The organism is Sporosarcina sp. SAFN-010 (genome assembly GCF_059415065.1).
Window position 1 is genome coordinate 156,543 of the sequence record NZ_JBPFDS010000005.1, and the last position, 19,390, is coordinate 175,932.

The following is a 19,390-nucleotide window of genomic DNA, read 5'->3' on the forward strand; positions in this document are numbered from 1 at the left end:
CGCCACTAAAGTAATACATGGTGTAGTTGAATTTCAAACCACCAACTAGTGTGTAAAGTATAGACATTTCCTAGTTATCTATCACCTGACAATACTCATTTTACTTGAAAACGTATATCACGAACGGTCTTAATATCGTCAATTGGTGAAATGAATACCTCAGACGCTCTATAATCCTGCTCCACGTCCGCTTTGGCAATTACAAGTACAGGATACAAACTTACCCGTTCAATGGGTAAGTCGATTTTCTGAAGATGCTGAATAACTAATAAGAGCTCATCTAAGTCTTCATTTTCATCCGTATGAAAAACCGTGCCGTCTTCCTGTTCCGTTGTATCGATAACGACTTCATAGTGTTTACACGATTCAAAGTCTTTTAATTCGTAGCAGGACAGTTCCGCGTCTGCAAGTCGTAATCTCAGAATTGTCTCTTCTAAGTCTTCAAGTCCATTATGTAAAACTAGCATGTCTTCATTATAGAAATTCGGATAGAAGATCTCAGGACTTTCCTGGGCAAACGCCTGACCTATGGAGTGTGCATTCTCATAACTCTTAGTGAGGTCAAGCCACTCACCATTTACAGAAAGGACCTCCAATGGATATCCCGTATCTGCCGTTATTTTTTCGTTCAGTCGATGGATGATGGGTAAAGAGGCATGCAGTAATTCAAATGCAGCTGGCTCAAACAACTGAACTTCTTCAGGAAGATTCATGGTCAAGTCCTCTTCGTACACCTCATTTCCGAGTGTGATCGTTGAAAATCCATTTGCTTTAAGTGCTTTTATTTCCTCGCTCTCCTTATATCGATTGTTTACGTCGTCACGAGTTACGAGTTCTTGATAATTATCATTCTCAACCTCTCCCTTTTTGTTAATGCGAATAAGAAAGTTCAATTCTTGCCGATCCTGCGTTTTCACATGCACTACAGCCTTATAGCGATCATCATCTTCTAGTTTCCGATCTACAATTTCAATTGTTCGCCCAAACTTATCTTGTGCATATTCGGGTAACTCATCTTCCATATAGATGGCTCCCCGTGCCATGTTAGAATAGACAAGAAAGATATAAACGGAAAATCCTACGAAAACTGCTGCAGCAATAAACAGCAGCAAACTTATAGATATGCCCGCGATTAATAGTTTCTTTTTCATTCTTCTCCTCATTTACCCAATTATTTAACTATTCTTTCACATCGTATCATCCAGTGCTGGTACTTTCCAGGCAAATGAAGTTTGACTTTGTCGCAATAAGGTATGGTTTGGTATGGCTTGCACTCAATGCGGCAATCCTTACTAATACAATACGATTTATCAAACAACAAAATTGAGGTCTGCACCAATAACCTCTATCATATAAGGAATGTCAGGTCCGGTTTTCATATTAATAGGTGTATAAGGATTTGCTACTCCAAAATGAGGTGATGAAAAGCTAATGGTCAATTCACAAGCACTGGGTGATTCCCAGACGTTCGATTTTAAAAAGAATATTCCTCTACTCGCTGTATTATTGTCTGGAGCGTTCATTACTATATTGAACCAGACGCTTCTAGCGACCGCTCTCCCCCCGATTATGAAAGATCTCAACATTAGCCAAAGTACCGTTCAGTGGCTACAGTCGATCTTCATGCTCGTCAATGGAATCATGATTCCAATCACTGCGTTCCTAATTGGGAAATTTACTACACGAAAGTTGTTCCTTACTGCTATGGGCACCTTCGCCATAGGTACACTCATCGCTGCATTTTCTCCTAACTTTACCTTCTTGATGGTAGGACGCGTTTTACAAGGGGCTGGAGCCGGAATCATGATGCCGCTCTTGCAAACGATCATGTTTCTCATATTCCCAATTTCGCAACGCGGGAAAGCAATGGGGATGTTTGGTCTCGTCATTGCATTTGCACCCGCCATTGGACCAAGTTTGTCCGGCTATCTCGTCGATAACTTCCCATGGCGCAGTGTCTTTTACGTCGTGCTACCAATTGCCGCAGTAATTATTATTGCCGCGTATTTCTTACTTAAGAATATTACAGAACAAACGAATCCAAAAATGGACTATATGTCTATTGTCCTCTCCACGTTCGGATTTGGTGGACTGTTGTATGGTTTCAGTGTGGCAGGTAACTTAGGTTGGCTTAGTCCAAACGTGATCATTTCGCTAGTAGTTGGTGCGGTTACTCTCTTCTTGTTCATCAACAGACAGTTGAAACTTGAAGAACCAATCCTTGAATTCCGAGTGTTTAAATATAGCGTCTTCTCACTAGCAACAGGACTCGGAATGATTGTGTTTGCATCGATGATTGCAACGACAGTCATTCTTCCACTCTTCATGCAAAATTTACTTGGGTTCAACGCGTTGCATTCAGGACTCATGCTCTTGCCAGGTGCGATTGTTATGGGTGTCATGAATCCCGTTACTGGTACGCTGTTCGATAAATACGGAGCTAAATGGCTACTGCGTACCGGTTTTGCCATTTTGACTGTCACGACGTTCTTCTTTGCGAACTTGTCGCAAGATACGACGTTTACGTATTTAGCGGTCTTGAACGCAATACGAATGGTCGGTATCGCCATGGTCATGATGCCATCCACAACGCTCGGTTTGAATCAGTTACCGAATCACCTGATTTCCCATGGTACGGCCATGAATAACACCTTCCGTCAGATTTCAGGTGCTGTCGGAACTGCGGTGCTCGTGACGATCACCATCACCGCAGCAAGCGGAGATTCAGTTGCCGGAGAGATCCATGGAGTCAACATCGCCTTCTTGGTAGCCGGATGCATCGCAGCGTTCGGATTGTTGCTGTCGTTTGCTATCCGTGATCCGAAATCGAAAGAACAATCGATGGATGCGTAATTACATGTTAAAAAATCTCCCACATCAGTTGATGTTGGGAGATTTTTTGATTTTATAAGAAAAGTGCCATGGACAAGCTATCGTAGTACCGTTCGCCATCATACGAGTCTTTGCAAAAAAGACCTTCCCGTTCAAATCCGAGTTTTTCATAAAGTGCGATGGCCCGTTCGTTATCAGCACGTGTGACAAGCGTAATTTTTTCCGTTTGTCCATTATTTTTAGACCACTCAATCAGTGCATTCATCAGCATGCGGCCAAGTCCTTTTCCTGCGTGCGACTGGCAAATGACAATACCAAGTGTTCCGACATGAAGGAACCTGTGTTTCGTACTAGAATCGATCGTACCGATTCCGACAATCTCCTCTCCTTCCAACATGAGCAACATGCAGTTTCCACTGGATCCTTTCATATGAACTATGGATTGCGCCACTTCATCAGCTGACTGAGGGTATTCATCCCGACCGAAAGACAGATAATCCGTCTCCCCGCCAACTATATTATAAAAACTAACAATACGCGCAGCATCTTCAGGCTGTGCATTCCGAATCACACTATTTACTGCAGACTTTGTTTGATCTGACATAAAAATTTCCTTCTTTCTAATTTGTAAAATTACCCCTTGAACACTTTCATTTCCCAAATTGCAAAGTCGATGTTTGGATGCTCATTGAGTTGCGGCAAGATTTTTCGTTGCAATCCGGTTTTCACACAAGTCCCATGCCGGTAATCGACCAAATACCGTAAAACCAATACAATTCCTGCATCATTCGTATCCACTGAAAATACAGGCTGCAGGTCTGCTTGCTCACTAGACATGTGACCTTTCTTCTTCTTAAGCTCAGGCAGTACAGTTTCCTCGAAATATGCCTGACCTGCATCCGTCATGATCTTCTCAGCTGTCTGCCATTCGCTATCGAAAGACAGTACGTACTTGAGTTCATGCCAAACAAATGAATTTGCACCACCGATAATTTCAATGGATTCATTGAAAATAATACTATTCGGCAGCTTGATAATACGCCCTGTATTCGCATCGGATGATAATCCAGTACGTACCTCTAACAATTTGAAACTAGTTGAATTGATTTCAACAACATCCCCGATAATTTCATTAATTTCTACACGGTGTCCAATTTCAAAATACTTCCGATACTTAATGACAAAATAACCGATAATGTTGTTTGTCAATCCTCTGACCATGAACACCGCAATGACGCCAAATAATAGTGCGATCAAGACCAGTACATTTATCGCCTGAATCCATATGAATAACACCGCAACGACCGTCAACGTCGCCATCGTCTGCTTCGCTGCTTTATGTAACTGAATCTTCTTCGTGAAATCTTTAACACTTCGCAAAATCATTTTTTTGAATAAGATATATAAGGATAAGCCGAGCACCAGAATTACCACTGTCAGCGCCACTTTGTTCAAATATGCATCTGGCGTTTTTAAGGTGGATTTTAAGCTATCGGCAAGTCCAAGGAAATACTCTTTTAAAACGTCTGGCATGGTACCACTCCTCTGCCCTACTAGTATACCGTAAATATCACTTTTTGCTGTGTGTTACACGAGTGATCCACCTCGACACAAAACGTTCAGCAATCACAAGTCCGGTCGATGGTAGACTGAAAAGTAAGGAGTGGATTATTGTGAATGAACAGAACGAAGAACTTTTCACGAAAGCTGCGGATTTCATCGAACGTTGTTATGGGGAGTTAGGACTTCCTGCGGAACAACAACAACAGCGACTTCAAGACATTAAAAACGAAATCACAGCAAGCGGCACCTATACACACACGCCCACTGAATTGGCGCATGGGGCGAAAATGGCTTGGCGCAACAGCAACCGCTGCATAGGTCGTCTGCTTTGGGAAACACTTGAAGTGTTCGATAGACGAGACGTAACAACAGTGGACGAAGCATTTGATGCATTGCTGGACCATGTTCACTTTGCAACGAATGACGGTGATATCCGATCGACCATTACCGTCTTCCCACCACGGAAAGAAGGACAAAATCCAATTCGTATCTGGAATCATCAGCTAATTCGGTATGCAGGTTATGAAATGGATGGGAAAGTTGTGGGTGATTCTGCGAATAATGCCATGACAAAAAAGTGCGAGTCTCTCGGCTGGCAAGGGGCTCACACTTCGTTCGACATCCTACCGCTCGTTATCCAAGAAGACGGACACCCTCCTAAATTGTACAAGCTACCGGATGGCTTAGTGAAAGAAGTACCCATCAGCCACCCAGACATTGCTGGTGTCGAGGCGCTTGGCATCAAATGGCATGCGGTACCGATTATTTCTGACATGAGGCTTGAAATCGGAGGTATTGACTATCCGATGGCGCCTTTCAACGGCTGGTACATGGGAACTGAAATCGGAGCACGGAACCTTGCGGACGAAGACCGATACAACCTGCTGCCGGCGATAGCGAAACAGATGGGACTTGCAACAAACTCAAACCGTTCACTCTGGATTGACAAAGCACTCGTCGAACTGAACATCGCTGTCCTGCACTCTTATCACCAATCAGGCGTTACAATTATCGACCATCATACAGCCGCCAAACAATTTAAAGCGTTCGAGAAAAAGGAGAAGAATGCGGGACGCTCCGTCACCGGTAACTGGACTTGGCTTATCCCGCCTGTCTCCCCCGCTACGACGCATATTTTCCATAAGCCATACCGAAATGATATCGTGACACCAAACTTCTTTCATCAGGCAAGCCCACTGGACGAAGAATAGACACTACGCTTTTTTCATGCACCTATGCACCATTCGTTTGTGCATAGGTGTTTCATCATCACCTACCTACCTCAACAAAATCTTTCATAACTGAACCCTCCCGTTTCCCAATCACCTACACCTGTATACCCAGCACTATTGCATCCCTACTAAAAAATACTAAGCCGCCGAATGAGTCGGTGGCTTAGTATTGGGTGTACAAGATTTCTTACATTAACCTTTTAACTCGATTGCCTGGTCTAACACTTTGTCACCTTTCATCATTCCGTAAGCTAACTGATTGATGATGTCTACCTTTATACCTTGAGGTTCCAATTGTTGTTTTATCTTCTTTTCCAGGTATCTGACTTGTGGTCCAATCAGGACTACATCCAGGTTTTCCAAGTTGTTTTTCAATTGAGATTCAGCAACTGCACTGATCTCTACATCTAAGTTCCTTGCTTCTGCTGAATCTCTCATCTTCTTCACTAACATAGAAGTCGACATTCCCGCAGAACAAACTAGAATGATTTTCATCTTTTTCCCTCCTCAATCATCTGCATCCGTTCGTACATATCAATCATCTCATTCGCCAACTCTTTGACCGTCATCGCTGTCATGAGATGATCTTGAGCATGCACTAATATGACTGTCACAGGATTTTCTACACCGTTAGCTTCAGCTTGTAAAAGTTTTGTCTGGTAATTATGAGCTTCAGTGAATTCCTTATCCGCTTCTTCTATCTTCTTTCGAGCTTCATCAAATTCATAGGATTTCGCTAGGGCAATGGCTTCCATTGAACTGGATCTAGCGTTGCCTGCGTGCAAAATAATCGTGAATGACAGCATTTGTATTTCTTCAATTGTGTGCATCCTCAATCTCTCCCCATCTGTTGTTTTAACGCTCTGACGCCTACCATAACAAATGGAATGTACATCATCGTAGCAATCGCGAAGTTAAATAGCTGTAAAGCAATTCCTCTCCAGCTTCCGCCAGTTACTAAGTAACCACTTAAAATCGGTGGTGTCGTCCATGGAATAATCGCGACCGTTTTTGGTACTAACCCTGTAGCTAGAGCGAAATAAGACGTGATTGTTAAGATAACCGGAATCATGATGAATGGAATTAGCATCGCTGGATTCAGTACAATCGGTAAACCAAAGATTACTGGCTCGTTAATGTTAAATAGTGAAGCCGGTGCAGAGAGTTTACCAACTTCCCGATACGGGTGATTTTTCTGTTTCCGTATGACGATGAATATCGCAGCAATTAAAGCGATGGTCGTACCTGATCCACCCATGAACACATACGCATCAAGGAATGGTTTCGTTACTGTATAAGGAACATCGAACGCTGAGACCCCACTATTGAATAGCTCTAAGTTTTCCTGGATCAACGGAAGGTACAACGGCTCCATAACAGCCCCTATAATGTTCGTACCATGTAACCCAAAGAACCAAAGTAAGTGATTCAAGAATGCAATTAAAATAGCAGCTGGCAGCGTATTCCCGAGACCTTGTAACGGCTCCTGAATCGCTTGGAATATCACTTCAAATATACTAATTTCAGCAAACACACTCATTAAAGCTTGGAAACAACCAACTAAAATCAAAATAATCGTCGCTGGGATCAATGCCTTAAACGATCGAGCAACACCTTCAGGGACTCCTTCTGGCATTTTGATCGTCCATTTAGAGTTCACTAATACTCGGAATAGCTCAGTCAGTACAAGTGCAAGGATGATGGCCACAAATAGTCCTTGAGCCCCTAGCCAAGCAAAATTCAATCCCCAATCTTCCGTCACAGGAACAAGCATGATGTATGCTGCCGCAGAGATTAAACCCGCGGACAACCCATCGACTTCATAAGACTTGGCAAGATTATAGGCGATTGAAAAGGCGACTAGCAATCCTAAGACAGCAAAGGTACCGTTCCATATACTTCCTCCAACTGCTTGCCAGTTCCCTTCTCCTAATATACCATTCATCCATTCAACAAAACTGAAAGAACCTAAAGGTGGAAAGTTATTGATTAGAATAGCGAAAGATCCTACAATGATCAGCGGCATAATCGCAACAAATCCATCACGGATTGCTACGAGGTGACGCTGTGCCCCAATTCGTCCAGCAATTTCAATAAACTTCTCCATGAACCTGCCTTTCATTCCAATTCCCCCTTGAATTGTGGTAAGTACTCTTTGTGAGCTGTTAGCAACTCATCAAGTACCGTTTTACTTCCCTTTTCATCTCGCATAAGTGGATTCATGAGCATCGCTACGTATGCATCATGATAATTACCAGATAGCCCTGCTTGAATAACAAGTTCCTCAAATGCTTTCATCTCGCAAACAATCCCTTTGATAGAGAGCGGTAGCGGCCCCACTGCAATCGGTTCGGGTCCATTTTCCGTAATCACACTGTTCACTTCAATCACTGCATCATTTGGCAAATCAGGAATCGCTCCATTATTAAAAGTATTTACCGTTTGTATGTCTTTTCTATTATTATAAATGGAATCCATTAGACTACAGGCGACATCACTATAAAAAGCGCCCCCACGCTCTTCTAGCTCCTTCGGTTTGTCTTCCAGTTCAGGATTCTTATAGAGTTCAAATAACGACTTCTCCAACTCTTGGACTTTTTCAGCACGCGTACCATGTTCGTTAAACGCTTGAATATCCTTTTTCAGAACATCTTTCATCTGGAAGTAATATTGATGATACGGATTAGGCAACAGCTTTGTCGCGTCAATGAACGTACTAGACCATCCTAGATCCACAATATTAGCTGGAGAATAATCCAAGCCCTGTTTTAGTTTGTTCAATACATCTTCTGTCCGATCAATCCCGTTGACCGTGACCTTTCTTCCAAAAACAAAATGATTCATCCCGATGAATTCAATTTCCACATCACTTGGTGACACATCCAAAATCTCGGCGCTAGAATGTCGCATGTTAAATGGAATATTACATACACCAATCACTTTCTTATGTGCGGAATACTTTAACAGCGCTTCAGTAATCATTCCTGCAGGATTCGTAAAGTTGATCATCCATGCTTCTGGGCAGATGTGATGGATATCTTCCGCCATTTCCATCATGACGGGAATCGTACGAAATGCTTTGAAGATTCCTCCTGCTCCATTCGTTTCCTGTCCAATGAATCCATGACTTAACGGGATCCGCTCATCTTTCGCTCTTGCTTCTAAACCACCAACACGTATTTGTGTAGACACAAAATCTGCTCCTACAAGAGCTTCTTTTCTATCCAATGTCCAAGATACGTTTATAGGCTTACCAGATTTCAAAATCATTCTCTTCGAAAGCTCACCAACAATCCGTAATTTCTCCTTCCCCTCTTCAATGTCTACTAATACAATGTCTGTTACAGGAAACGAATCATGACGACGAATGATTCCCTCGATGATTTCAGGAGTATAGCTCGATCCTCCACCGATGATAACGATTTTTAAGTTCATGTTAAAAGCTCCTTTACTGCAAATGTGAAAGCGGTTGCAAAATATGATTACGGGTAAAATCACTAGACTTATAAATCTCCACATATACTTCAGTAGAGATATCCAGATACATATTTCAACAGAACACTTATAAATTGTTACTACTTTCTAATTCTTCAAAGCAAATGTATCATACATTTAAAAACTTGTATATAACAATAATTCATATTATTCAAATGTAGTAACATATATTCCAAATTTGTTATTGTATCTTTAATCTTGTACACTTTAGTCATTATCAATGAAGGAGCATTGCAATGGAAAAAAACCAAGCACTTCATGCGTACATTAAAGAAGATTTACTGAATCGTATAAAGTCTGGCACTTATAAAGTAGGCGACAGAATCCCTACAGAATTGGAATTATGTAAAGATTTCGATGTCAGTAGAACAACAGTAAGAACAGCACTTAAACAACTTACAATTGAGGGATATCTTGTCCGCAAACAAGGAAACGGGACTTTTGTTGCGGAACATAAAGTAAAACAAACCCTTTCACACACAGTGAAACGGTATAGTGATCAAATCGCAATCCAAGGAAAAAAAGCAGAAATCTCACTCGTCAGTATTCAAGTAATCCCTGCGACAGAGCTGCTAAGAAATGTACTTCATGTGTCCATCAATGATCCTATTCAATGTATTGAGCGGGTTAGAAAAGCGAATGGTGAACCTACACAATTTGAAATTGCTTATATTCCATGGAAATTAGCGCCTGGCATTACGAAAGAACAGGCTGAGTCATCTTTATATGAAGCACTCAAAACAAACTATCATTTACAGATTGCTAAGACAACAGAGCATGTTGAGATTGCATTTCCCGACGATCGAGTGGCTCACATCTTAAAGTATAAGGAAGGCTTGCCATGCTTCTATATTGAAACAGTGGCCGAGGATGTAGATGGAAATGTATTTGAATACTCGCGCTCCTATTTCAGAGGCGACAAGACGAATTTTGTCATTAGTCGTAATTACTTAGAGGAAGAGTGATTTGTAAAAACTAGGAGGGATTATGGTGAAAGTACTTTTTAACGCAGATGATTTCGGGTTAACAAAAGGCGTGACGGATGGGATACTTCACTCTCATACAAACGGTGTGGTTCAGTCAACCACGTTAATGATGAATGGACTTGCAACGGAATATGCCGTTGAAAAAGCGAAATTGTTCCCTTCCTTGCATGTAGGCATTCATCTCGTACTCACATATGGCAAACCCTTAAGTGAAGACGTGCCAACACTTGTCAATGAACAAGGTGTCTTTCGCTATACGAATGCCTTTCTAAAAATGGAGCCGCCCAATCTTGAAGAGGTAGAAAAAGAATGGCGTGCTCAACTGGATGCGTTTCTTGCGACAGGTTTACCACTTCACCATATTGACAGTCACCACCACGTTCATGGCTGGGACGTTTTTAAAGAACTCATCGTAAAGCTATCGAACGAGTACCAAGTCCCCGTCCGTTATACGGATTCCTTAAAAAACTATCCTGATATCCTGTTGACCGACTCTCTATGGTTGGATTTTTACGAAGATGGAGCCAATGAAGATCTCTTTTCTCGCCTAAAAAGCCTTGAAAGTAAGTCTGTTGAAATAATGACCCACCCTGCCATCGTTGACCTAGATTTAAGATCCGTTAGCTCTTATCAAGACAAAAGAGAAGATGAACTCCACATATTATGTAATATAAAAATCCCTGAATGGGTAGTAATGATGCAGTAGGATTTGAACCTTTTTTGGTGAATTTTACTTTCACACTTATTTCAATACCCCCATGTAGCGCACCGTATCTTTTCTAAAACAATTCTATTGTCAGATTTTCTTGTTGTAACGTATGAAAGTTGAAAAAAATAAAAGATACCCGGTCCGCAGTGAATTATAATTGCGGACCGGGTATTTAATTTTTGTGCATCTCGGGGCTTTTGTGTTGTTGAAGCAAACCCATTTGTTTTACAAACATATCTAATTTTGAATCCTGTTTTGCGGTTTCTAGAACATGCATTTAAGTGCTCGTTGCGTAGGAAAACAATGATCAATTCTCCTGTTGATTTAACTCATCTACATTCTCGGCTTCGAATTCATCGAGCAACGCGCGCACTTCATCTGTCGTCTCCGTGTACATCAATTGATTTCTCAATTCACCTGCTCCTCGAATTCCTTTGACATAAATCTTAAAGAATCGACGGAGTGGTTTGAATGGAAGCTCTTCAATTTCTTTCGAGTATTTATCATGGAGATCCAGCTGAAGTCTTAAGAGATCCATTAACTCTTTACTGCTGTGCTCTCTTGGCTCTTTTTCAAAGGCGAATGGATTTTTAAAGATGCCTCGTCCAATCATTACGCCATCCACACCGTATTTTTCGACGAGTTCTAAGCCCATTTGACGATCCAAGATATCTCCGTTGATGGTTAACAATGTATCTGGTGCAATTTCATCACGAAGTTTCTTAATCTCAGGGATGAGTTCCCAATGCGCTTCAAAATTACTCATTTCCTTACGAGTACGCAAGTGTATCGATAAATTAGCGATGTCTTGCTCCAATATATGTGTCAGCCAACCACGCCATTCTTCTACATCTGTATAACCTAGTCTCGTCTTCACACTGACTGGCAATCCTCCCGCTTTTGCAGCTTGGATAATATCCGCTGCGTTATCAGGATAATTGATCAGCCCGCTACCTCTTCCTTTCGAAGCTACGTTTGGAACAGGACAGCCCATGTTAATATCGATCCCTTTAAATCCTTGTTCTGCCATTCCGATACTCATATCTCTGAAGTGTTCGGGCTTGTTCCCCCAAATATGAGCCACCATTGGCTGTTCGTCTGCTGTGAACGTCAAACGCCCGCGTACACTAAAGATTCCCTCCGGATGACAATAACTTTCCGTATTCGTAAACTCTGTGAAAAACACATCAGGTCTTGCAGCTTCTGCCACGACATGACGAAACACAACATTCGTGACATCTTCCATCGGTGCTAATATAAAAAACGGTCGTGGTAATTCACGCCAGAAATTCTCTTTCATGTTCAAATTCCAATCCTCTCATTATGGGATGCCAGGTCAGCCCTTCATCTAAAAATCTTAGTGTAGTAATACTGGAAATCGAAGTAGACCTTTTTTACGTTGCCTACCTATAGTTTTATTCTCAACGTTAACTATTTTACATGACTAACGTGTATGTGGGAAGAGACTGGTTCTAATAAGGTCAATCATTCCATTATACAAAAAGCCCGCCGGCACATTCCACTATGTTTGGAATTCGCGGTGGGCAATTATTGTGAAGTTACCTTTGAGGTTTGCTTTGTAAATAATATCGATTTTACAAAGGAGCCGAAACTTGAATTGGATGATAGACAGGCAGCATTCACTACGTCAAATCACTAGCATGGGTGACTTGATTGCGACCGCCATTTTTGGAGGCATAGAGTGCGTAATCTGCTTTGGACTGTAAAGAACTTTCTGTATCTCCTTGTAGAAACGTGGCTGCTCCTATACTTATCGTGATGGCTGATTCACCCCAGTCTGCCATTTCAACATGCAATCGGATTCTTTCAGCGATTTTCAGAGCATCAGATTTATCGGTATTCGGGAGAATCAATGCAAATTCTTCTCCTCCATATCGTGCGGCAATATCTTCTTTTCTGGACTCCTCTTCGAGTAACCGTCCCATCTCCTGCAATACTCTGTCGCCCGTCATATGACCATAAGTATCGTTAATCTCCTTAAAGTAATCGATATCCATTAGCAGCAGGGAGATTGGCTGCATTTGTCCAGCATGTGAATTGAAATTGGATGTCAGACTTTCTTGTAGGTAGCGTCTGTTCTTGAGACCCGTTAATCCGTCTGTTTCGGCTAGTTTTCGAAGCTTTTCATTCAATTCCAGCAGTTCATTTTGCTTGCACTCCAATTCGTTCCTTAACAAGTCCAGCTCTTCTATTTGCTTTTTCTTCATCTGGTTTCGCTGATCTGTCTCCTTTTTAGCTACCAGAAGGGCCTGCTCATACTCATATCTTTCTTTCATAGGAAAACAGGCACAATCGTTAAAAAACTTACCGCCACGTTCATTTCGCGAGGCATTGAGCAATATAGGAATTTCCTGTCCGGACTTTGCCTTTAAAGCAATATACATCGCATCCACTTTTTCCTGAAGGCGGATCATCGGAAAAAAATAGAGTTGGTAAAAAGTTTGGCTCGCATGCGTCAAGAGTAGGTTAATGTGCTGCCCCTGTACCTCTTGAAGTTTGTAATCGAGTAAACTGAGCAGCGTCTTATTGATGTCAAGGATCGTACTGTCATCATTAAGTGATACGTAACCGCATGGCGCAAAGTCCAGTTGCTCATCCATTTGAACTATCCTGATCAGCGACTGATTTCAAATAATCGCTAATCAAACGGATGGTCTCTTCAGGATGGCTCAAATGTGGACAATGTCCCGTCGCTTCCATTAAGGCGTATTCACTTTCTGCGAGGACGCTGTGCATATATTTTCCGACTTCTATCGGAGCAATTGCATCATCAGAGCACTGGAGAATGAGTGACGGCACCGTAACATTCTGTAAATCGTTCCGGTGGTCAGAGAAAAAGGTTGCTGTTGCAAATTGGCGGGCTACGGTTGGATCCGTAGAGCAAAAGCTCTCCTCCAACTCTTGGAAAAGTTCCGGGCGCTCAGGATTTTTCATAATGACCTGAGAGAGATAATTTGCCCAGCCAATATAATTCATCTCCATCATCCCAATCAATCCCTCAAGGTCTTCCTTTTCAAATCCTCCTTTATAAAGAGGAGGGTCATTCAAGAAACAAGGTGAAGGACCGAGCATCACAAGGCGCTCAAATCGTGTTGGCTCTTGAATAGAGGCCAGCATCCCGATAATACTGCCAACCGAGTGCCCCACAAATATTGCATCTTTTATATCTAAAGCATCGCATATATCGAGTACATCTTGTGCATATCCATGAAGGTCTTGGTACTTAGTTGAACTGTAAGCACTGTAATCAGACTTTCCAGAGCCGACATAGTCGAACAAAATGACACGGAAATTTTCTTCGAACGCCGGTGCCACTAGCCTCCACATATTCTGATCACACCCAAAGCCGTGCGCAAAGATCATTGCCTTTGTGCCCTTCCCTGTAACGTTCACGTTATTGCGAATAAGGGTATTTCGATTCATAAAAAAGCCTCCATTACTTATTTTATAATAGCAGTTTAGTCTTTAGAATAATATTTTCCACAATCACAAATAGGGCAATGTTACTAATTCTAGTATAGAATAAAATGTCTCTTCTTTCAATATCCGTCGAATTTCAATTGTGACAATTTCTTACACTGACAAAGAAAGCATCTATCCTCAGTATAAGAATAGATGCCTTATGTGCTTGGGTAGGAAGCTTTCGTTCATGTTTATAGTTTCGCGATTGTTTATTCACGCCACTTTCAATAAATGCTGTTTCACATCACTATCTTATCCGGATTATACAAAAAACCACCTACCGATTCCACTATCTTTGGAATCGGTAGGCAGGTTATTGTCGTGGTTGCGAAAACACCAATATCTACTATTTTTTAAATCAATTTTAGATTCACAGCCAGATTATGATGCTGGGTTTACTTGCATCTCTACTAGGATTTTGATGTCTTTACCAACAAGTACTCCGCCTGTTTCAAGAGTTGTATTCCAAGTTAGGCCGAACTCTTCTCGGTTGATCTTCGCTTCCGCTTCAAACCCATATACTTCAACACCCCATGGATTTGTTCCTTTTCCGCCAAACTCCACGTCAAAAGTTACCGGTTTAGTGACGTCTTTAATCGTTAAATCGCCTGTTACTTTGTAGTCATCGCCTTTTTTTACAATGGCAGTCGATTGGAATGTGATGTTCGAAAAATTCTCTACATCAAAGAAATCTGCTGATTTCAAGTGATTATCCCGATCTACTGAATGTGTATTGAGGCTTGTCACGTCGAAATCGAAAGCAATTGAGGCAGTTGTAAGATCTGTTAAGTCTGCTGCCTCAACCGTTGCCGTGTAACCGTCAAACTGGCCTTTCACCTTGGATACCATCATGTGTTTTACTTCAAAACCTACTGTTGAGTGCGATTGATCTACTGTCCATTTTGTCATTTTAATTTCCTCCAATTTATATATGATTCTCTTGAATCTGAGTTTTTGTTTCTTGCCAGGTTAAACTGGTCACTTCATCTGTAATAGTCTGTAGTATCTTACTGAAAAATTTGTTCATACCAAGCTTTTGCAGCTTTTACTTCCGACATTGTCAACTGATGTCCCGCGTTCTCCCAATGAAGTCCAACGGATGCCCCTGCTTCTTCCAGCAGGTTCTGCAACTCAGTCGATTCTTCCTGCGTACAGATCGGGTCGTTTGCTCCCGCTCCGATCCATACATGAATCCCTGTAAGATCAGGCATAGGCACATTACGTATTGGCACCATCGGATGATGCAAAATGGCTCCCTTTACTGCATCGTCATAGTGAAATAGCAGACTGGCCGCAATATTAGCACCATTTGAATACCCGATAGCTACGATATTTGACGGGTCGAATTGATGGTCAATTGCCGCCTGATCCAAAAAGGCTTTCAGCTCTTTCGTCCGGAAAACTAAATCTTCTTCGTCAAATATGCCTTCTGATAACCGTTTAAAGAAACGAGGCATGCCATTCTCCAAGACATTTCCACGTACACTGAGCACGGAAGCTTCAGGGTCAACTAATTCTGCTAACGACAGCAAGTCCTGCTCCGTACCGCCTGTGCCGTGCAACAACAGTAAAACCGGTTTCTCGCCATTAGTACCTTTTCTAAAAATATGCTGCATAATGGGGTTGCCCCTTTCTACAAGTACTCTTTTTCTATTTGAATCGTACTGCGTACGGTGTCGATCGGCCGAACAATCGCCTCGATTTGTTCCCGTTTTCCTTCCAGGAATGGTGGTAGCGACAAAATTTCACCAACTGTTTCATAAGGTTCATCCCCCATGAAACCAGGTCCATCTGTTGCCCACTCAAAAAGAATTCCAGGAGCTACACGCGCATAGAGGGATTCAAAGAAAAATCGATCTACATACCCGGATGTATTTAAACCGAATGATGGCAAGCGCTCAATCCACTCGTTTAACACATTCGTATCTTCTACCCGGAAAGCGGCGTGGTGAACAGTTCCGTACCCTTGACGGCCATCCGGAAGTGACATGTTGTGCTCCACAATCACTTGTGCTCCGTTCCCGCCTTCACCCACTTCGAACAAGTGTAGAGAGCCTTCCGCTGCCACTTCTTTAAACAACATGACCTTTTCAAGCACTTCTTTAAAGTAGTCAAACTGTGCAATGCGAATGTGGATCGGTCCTAACCCCGTAATCGCAAATTCGAGAGGCACAGGACCATGCTGCCAAGGAGTGCCTGATACAATACCTGTGTTGTGCTCATCTGAAACCAGCATATAGTTTTGTTCGTCGAAATCGGTGAATGAAATGGTTTTTTTGCCAAAAACTTCTTGGATTCCCGTATGGGTCACGTCGTATTTTTCAAAGCGTTTTACCCAATAGTCCAACGCCGCATCTGTCGGTACCCGAAAAGCGGTTTTGTAAATCTCATTCGTGCCATGAACCCCTTTTTGAATGCCCGGAAAATCGAAAAATGTCATATCGGTACCGGCTGACCCTGCATCGTCTGCAAAGAACAAATGATACGTCCGAATATCATCCTGATTCACCGTTTTCTTCACTAACCGCATACCTAATGTATATGTGAAAAACTCATAATTTTTCTCCGCACTACTAGTAATTGCCGTCACGTGGTGAATACCTTTCAATCCGTTCATATTATTATCTCCCTTCTTATATTGTAATTTTATCTTGAATTCAAGATATATAAGCAAAAAATAAACAGCTCGAACTTACAAGCTAGTTTTGTGTTATTTTAACTCAATTATTCATAAATGGCTCGCCATTCATGTGGGAAGGCAGTTCATCCATAGTAATTTCTCCTCCAACTTGTTTGGAAAATAAATTACCTTGAATTCAAAGTAATCATAACACGTCATATTTTTCCGGTCAATTAGTTTGTTCCTCCTTTTGAGTAGATCAGATTCAGAAAGTGCCCAAAAGCACAAAAAGCGTCAACTTCAATAAGAAGTTGACGTTTTTTAAATTTAGCAGCTTGCTTAGAGGAAGAAGCTACCTATTATAAGAAACCTTTATGTTTCTAGTTTAAATCATCCTAGTAATACTAATCAGATGTATCCAGAACTGTATACGAATTGCATCGCGTACAGACACCTCATACCTTCACCTTAGATAGCACAGCGCACTACTCTTTCTCAACAATCCCCTGTTCAATAGCCAGCAATTTCGCCACTTTCGGCGCGTACCATACGACCGGGAGCAAAAGAATTGATACTGGAACTGCAGCTATGACGACAAATGACTGTAACGCACCAATTCCTCCGCCACCGATTTCAATTAGGATGGTGGCGATTGTCGCCATGATGACCGCCCAAAATACACGAATGGCTTTTGGAGGGTTTCCGTCGCCTGTCACGGCCATGGAGATGGAATACGACATGGAGTCTACTGTCGTCACTACAAATAGTGTAGTCAAAATCAAGAAGACAGAAGGCATGATGAATCCTAACGGCATTTGTTCCGCTATAGCGATGATTGCACTCGGCAATCCCCCCTCATTCAATGGACCGCTGACGGAACCTGCGTTATTTAATTCGTAGAAAATACCCGTACCTCCAAGTACCGTGAACCAAAAGTTTGTGACGACAGGTGCTATTACAGCAACCACTAAAAAGATTTCACGAATTTTTCTACCATTGGATATTCTTGCGACGAATAATGCCACCAATGGACCGAACCCTATAAACCATCCGAAGAAGAAGAGCATCCAGCTTCCTAGCCATGCATCATCCCCGCGGAATGTACTGATGCTTACGAAATCACTGATGTACGTACCAAAGGAAGACATGAACGTGTTGACGATGAACAGCCCTGGACCGAACACGATTAGGAATACGGCAATCACCGCCACTAAGTTGACGTTCACCTTACTTAAAAATTGAATCCCCTTCTCAATACCTGTAAGGGTGGATACGAGTACGACTCCTGTCAAAATAACGATGACCGAGAGCTGCGTCACAAATGTATCCGGTATGCCAAAGATCGAACTGACTCCATAGCTAACTTGCAGCCCGAGAAAACCGATTGGACCAATCGTGCCAGCAGCAGCGCCTATAATACAAAATACATCGGCAGCCGTGCCCCATTTGCTCGTTAAAATTCTCTCTTTCAAAATAGGATACAAAAGGGTCCTAGGCTTCAACGGCATGCCCTTATGTTTATGTGCGTAAATCAATATAATCGAACTGATTGCACCGTATACAGACCATGCGGTGAAGCCCCATGACATGTAACTTTGAGCCAATGCAGGCCCAATCGCGTCAACAGTGCCGCCTTCTATCCCTTTATGCATGGGAGGCACGTCCAGAAAATAGTACATAGGCTCTGCCGCTGCCCAAAAGACACCGCCAGCTCCAAGACCTGTCGTCAAAATTACGGCTAACCATTTAAAATAAGACATCTCCGGCTTCTTTGCGTCTCCCAGGCGAACTTTGCCATACTTTGAAAACGCCAATACCGCACCTACTACAAAACTGGCCATCAATAGGAATTGCCAATACGCCCCGAAGTAGCGAATAGATAAATCGAATCCCTTATTTACAAATGCACTAACCTGGTCTACTTTAAAAATTGAAAACAGCACGAATGCCACTAATATGCCGCCACTCCATAAAAATACTGGCCAATCAATCTTTTCACGTATACTCTTCCAATAACCTCTCGTCATAGCTCTCCTCCAATGTTCGTTTCACTTACATATCTATACTGTTTTCCAAGACAATCGTAGTTATAGCTTTCCCTTCTTTTCATCTACTTTCCAACAGCTTCTGCAAAAAAAAATGCAACACGATTTGAATTCGTGTTGCATGTCTCATACAAAAACTCATAGTACAGGATATATGGTACCTTCCACACTGTCAACACGTATCCATATTTTTCAAATATGGAGAAAGGTCAGTTATTGAAGGGTTTTCTGAGGGGACTGGGTTGAACTGGGAGTACTCGTGTACAAAATTATTGTATTTGAAGCATAGGTACTCCACACTTCGTTTTAAGTATTATGGTGCACATCATTTTCATTTTGGAACATCATTTATATTTCAACTGTCTCCATATAAACGCAGGCTCACACAAAGTATGTCGTGTATACTTGTTTCTGCTTTGTGCCTG

The 19,390-nt window shown here is 42.0% G+C and carries 18 protein-coding genes; 4 read left to right on the forward strand and 14 right to left on the reverse strand.

Annotation, left to right across the window (positions count from 1 at the left end; translation table 11 throughout):
- Positions 1-95: 95 nt before the first annotated feature.
- On the reverse strand, positions 96-1,151 hold the full coding sequence (locus ACR65F_RS08240) for a hypothetical protein (RefSeq protein ID WP_440504001.1): 1,056 nt from the start codon (positions 1,149-1,151) through the stop codon (positions 96-98).
- A gap of 280 nt (positions 1,152-1,431) precedes the next feature.
- Between ACR65F_RS08240 and ACR65F_RS08245 the strand changes: the two genes are divergently transcribed.
- Positions 1,432-2,853: an MDR family MFS transporter gene (locus ACR65F_RS08245; protein WP_440504003.1), complete on the forward strand. Its 1,422-nt coding sequence runs from the start codon at positions 1,432-1,434 to the stop codon at positions 2,851-2,853.
- Positions 2,854-2,905: 52 nt separating this feature from the next.
- On the opposite strand, the gene ACR65F_RS08250 is transcribed toward ACR65F_RS08245, so the two are convergent.
- The gene (locus ACR65F_RS08250) at positions 2,906-3,436 is read right to left on the reverse strand and encodes a GNAT family N-acetyltransferase (RefSeq protein WP_039043658.1); all 531 of its coding nucleotides are present in this window, start codon (positions 3,434-3,436) and stop codon (positions 2,906-2,908) included.
- Between the two features lie 29 nt (positions 3,437-3,465).
- Positions 3,466-4,365: a mechanosensitive ion channel family protein gene (locus ACR65F_RS08255; RefSeq protein ID WP_440504004.1), complete on the reverse strand. Its 900-nt coding sequence runs from the start codon at positions 4,363-4,365 to the stop codon at positions 3,466-3,468.
- A 134-nt stretch (positions 4,366-4,499) separates the two neighbouring features.
- Here ACR65F_RS08255 and ACR65F_RS08260 point away from each other — a divergent pair, with 134 nt between their 5' ends.
- A complete protein-coding gene (locus ACR65F_RS08260) occupies positions 4,500-5,606 on the forward strand; it encodes a nitric oxide synthase oxygenase (protein WP_369795230.1) in 1,107 nt (368 codons plus the stop codon).
- A 213-nt stretch (positions 5,607-5,819) separates the two neighbouring features.
- Here ACR65F_RS08260 and ACR65F_RS08265 read toward each other — a convergent pair whose 3' ends face one another.
- Genes ACR65F_RS08265 through ACR65F_RS08280 form a run of 4 tightly spaced genes read right to left on the reverse strand, consistent with a single transcriptional unit; the run spans position 5,820 to position 9,062 of the window.
- A complete protein-coding gene (locus tag ACR65F_RS08265; protein WP_025782815.1) occupies positions 5,820-6,122 on the reverse strand; it encodes a PTS sugar transporter subunit IIB in 303 nt (100 codons plus the stop codon).
- Complete coding sequence (locus tag ACR65F_RS08270) at positions 6,119-6,457, reverse strand: PTS lactose/cellobiose transporter subunit IIA (RefSeq protein WP_039043661.1); 339 nt, start codon at positions 6,455-6,457, stop codon at positions 6,119-6,121. The genes ACR65F_RS08265 and ACR65F_RS08270 overlap by 4 nt, the downstream gene beginning before the upstream one ends.
- 2 nt (positions 6,458-6,459) lie before the next feature.
- Positions 6,460-7,749, reverse strand: a complete 1,290-nt coding sequence (locus tag ACR65F_RS08275; protein ID WP_082003406.1) for a PTS sugar transporter subunit IIC — start codon at positions 7,747-7,749, stop codon at positions 6,460-6,462.
- Entirely contained in the window at positions 7,746-9,062 is a 1,317-nt protein-coding gene (locus ACR65F_RS08280) for a 6-phospho-beta-glucosidase (protein WP_440504006.1), read from the reverse strand. The genes ACR65F_RS08275 and ACR65F_RS08280 overlap by 4 nt, the downstream gene beginning before the upstream one ends.
- A 296-nt stretch (positions 9,063-9,358) precedes the next feature.
- Here ACR65F_RS08280 and ACR65F_RS08285 point away from each other — a divergent pair, with 296 nt between their 5' ends.
- The gene (locus ACR65F_RS08285; protein WP_039043663.1) at positions 9,359-10,087 is read left to right on the forward strand and encodes a GntR family transcriptional regulator; all 729 of its coding nucleotides are present in this window, start codon (positions 9,359-9,361) and stop codon (positions 10,085-10,087) included.
- A 22-nt stretch (positions 10,088-10,109) separates the two neighbouring features.
- Positions 10,110-10,814: a chitin disaccharide deacetylase gene (gene chbG / locus ACR65F_RS08290; protein WP_440504008.1), complete on the forward strand. Its 705-nt coding sequence runs from the start codon at positions 10,110-10,112 to the stop codon at positions 10,812-10,814.
- A 310-nt stretch (positions 10,815-11,124) separates the two neighbouring features.
- Here chbG and ACR65F_RS08295 read toward each other — a convergent pair whose 3' ends face one another.
- The 7 genes from ACR65F_RS08295 to ACR65F_RS08325 form a co-directional block, all read right to left on the reverse strand.
- Positions 11,125-12,117 carry a tRNA dihydrouridine synthase gene (locus ACR65F_RS08295; protein WP_039043701.1) on the reverse strand — a complete coding sequence of 331 codons (993 nt, stop codon included), beginning with the start codon at positions 12,115-12,117 and terminating at the stop codon, positions 11,125-11,127.
- Positions 12,118-12,460: 343 nt separating this feature from the next.
- Positions 12,461-13,438, reverse strand: coding sequence for a sensor domain-containing diguanylate cyclase (locus ACR65F_RS08300; protein WP_440504010.1), 978 nt, complete (start codon positions 13,436-13,438; stop codon positions 12,461-12,463).
- Complete coding sequence (locus ACR65F_RS08305) at positions 13,431-14,261, reverse strand: alpha/beta fold hydrolase (protein WP_440504012.1); 831 nt, start codon at positions 14,259-14,261, stop codon at positions 13,431-13,433. The genes ACR65F_RS08300 and ACR65F_RS08305 overlap by 8 nt, the downstream gene beginning before the upstream one ends.
- Before the next feature lie 420 nt (positions 14,262-14,681).
- Positions 14,682-15,209 carry a YceI family protein gene (locus ACR65F_RS08310; RefSeq protein ID WP_440504013.1) on the reverse strand — a complete coding sequence of 176 codons (528 nt, stop codon included), beginning with the start codon at positions 15,207-15,209 and terminating at the stop codon, positions 14,682-14,684.
- Positions 15,210-15,307: 98 nt separating this feature from the next.
- Positions 15,308-15,919 (reverse strand): alpha/beta hydrolase, encoded by a 612-nt coding sequence (locus ACR65F_RS08315; RefSeq protein ID WP_039043667.1) that lies wholly within the window; start codon positions 15,917-15,919, stop codon positions 15,308-15,310.
- Between the two features lie 14 nt (positions 15,920-15,933).
- Positions 15,934-16,917: a ring-cleaving dioxygenase gene (locus ACR65F_RS08320; protein WP_440504015.1), complete on the reverse strand. Its 984-nt coding sequence runs from the start codon at positions 16,915-16,917 to the stop codon at positions 15,934-15,936.
- A gap of 488 nt (positions 16,918-17,405) precedes the next feature.
- On the reverse strand, positions 17,406-18,947 hold the full coding sequence (locus tag ACR65F_RS08325) for a BCCT family transporter (protein ID WP_440504016.1): 1,542 nt from the start codon (positions 18,945-18,947) through the stop codon (positions 17,406-17,408).
- Positions 18,948-19,390 lie beyond the last annotated feature (443 nt).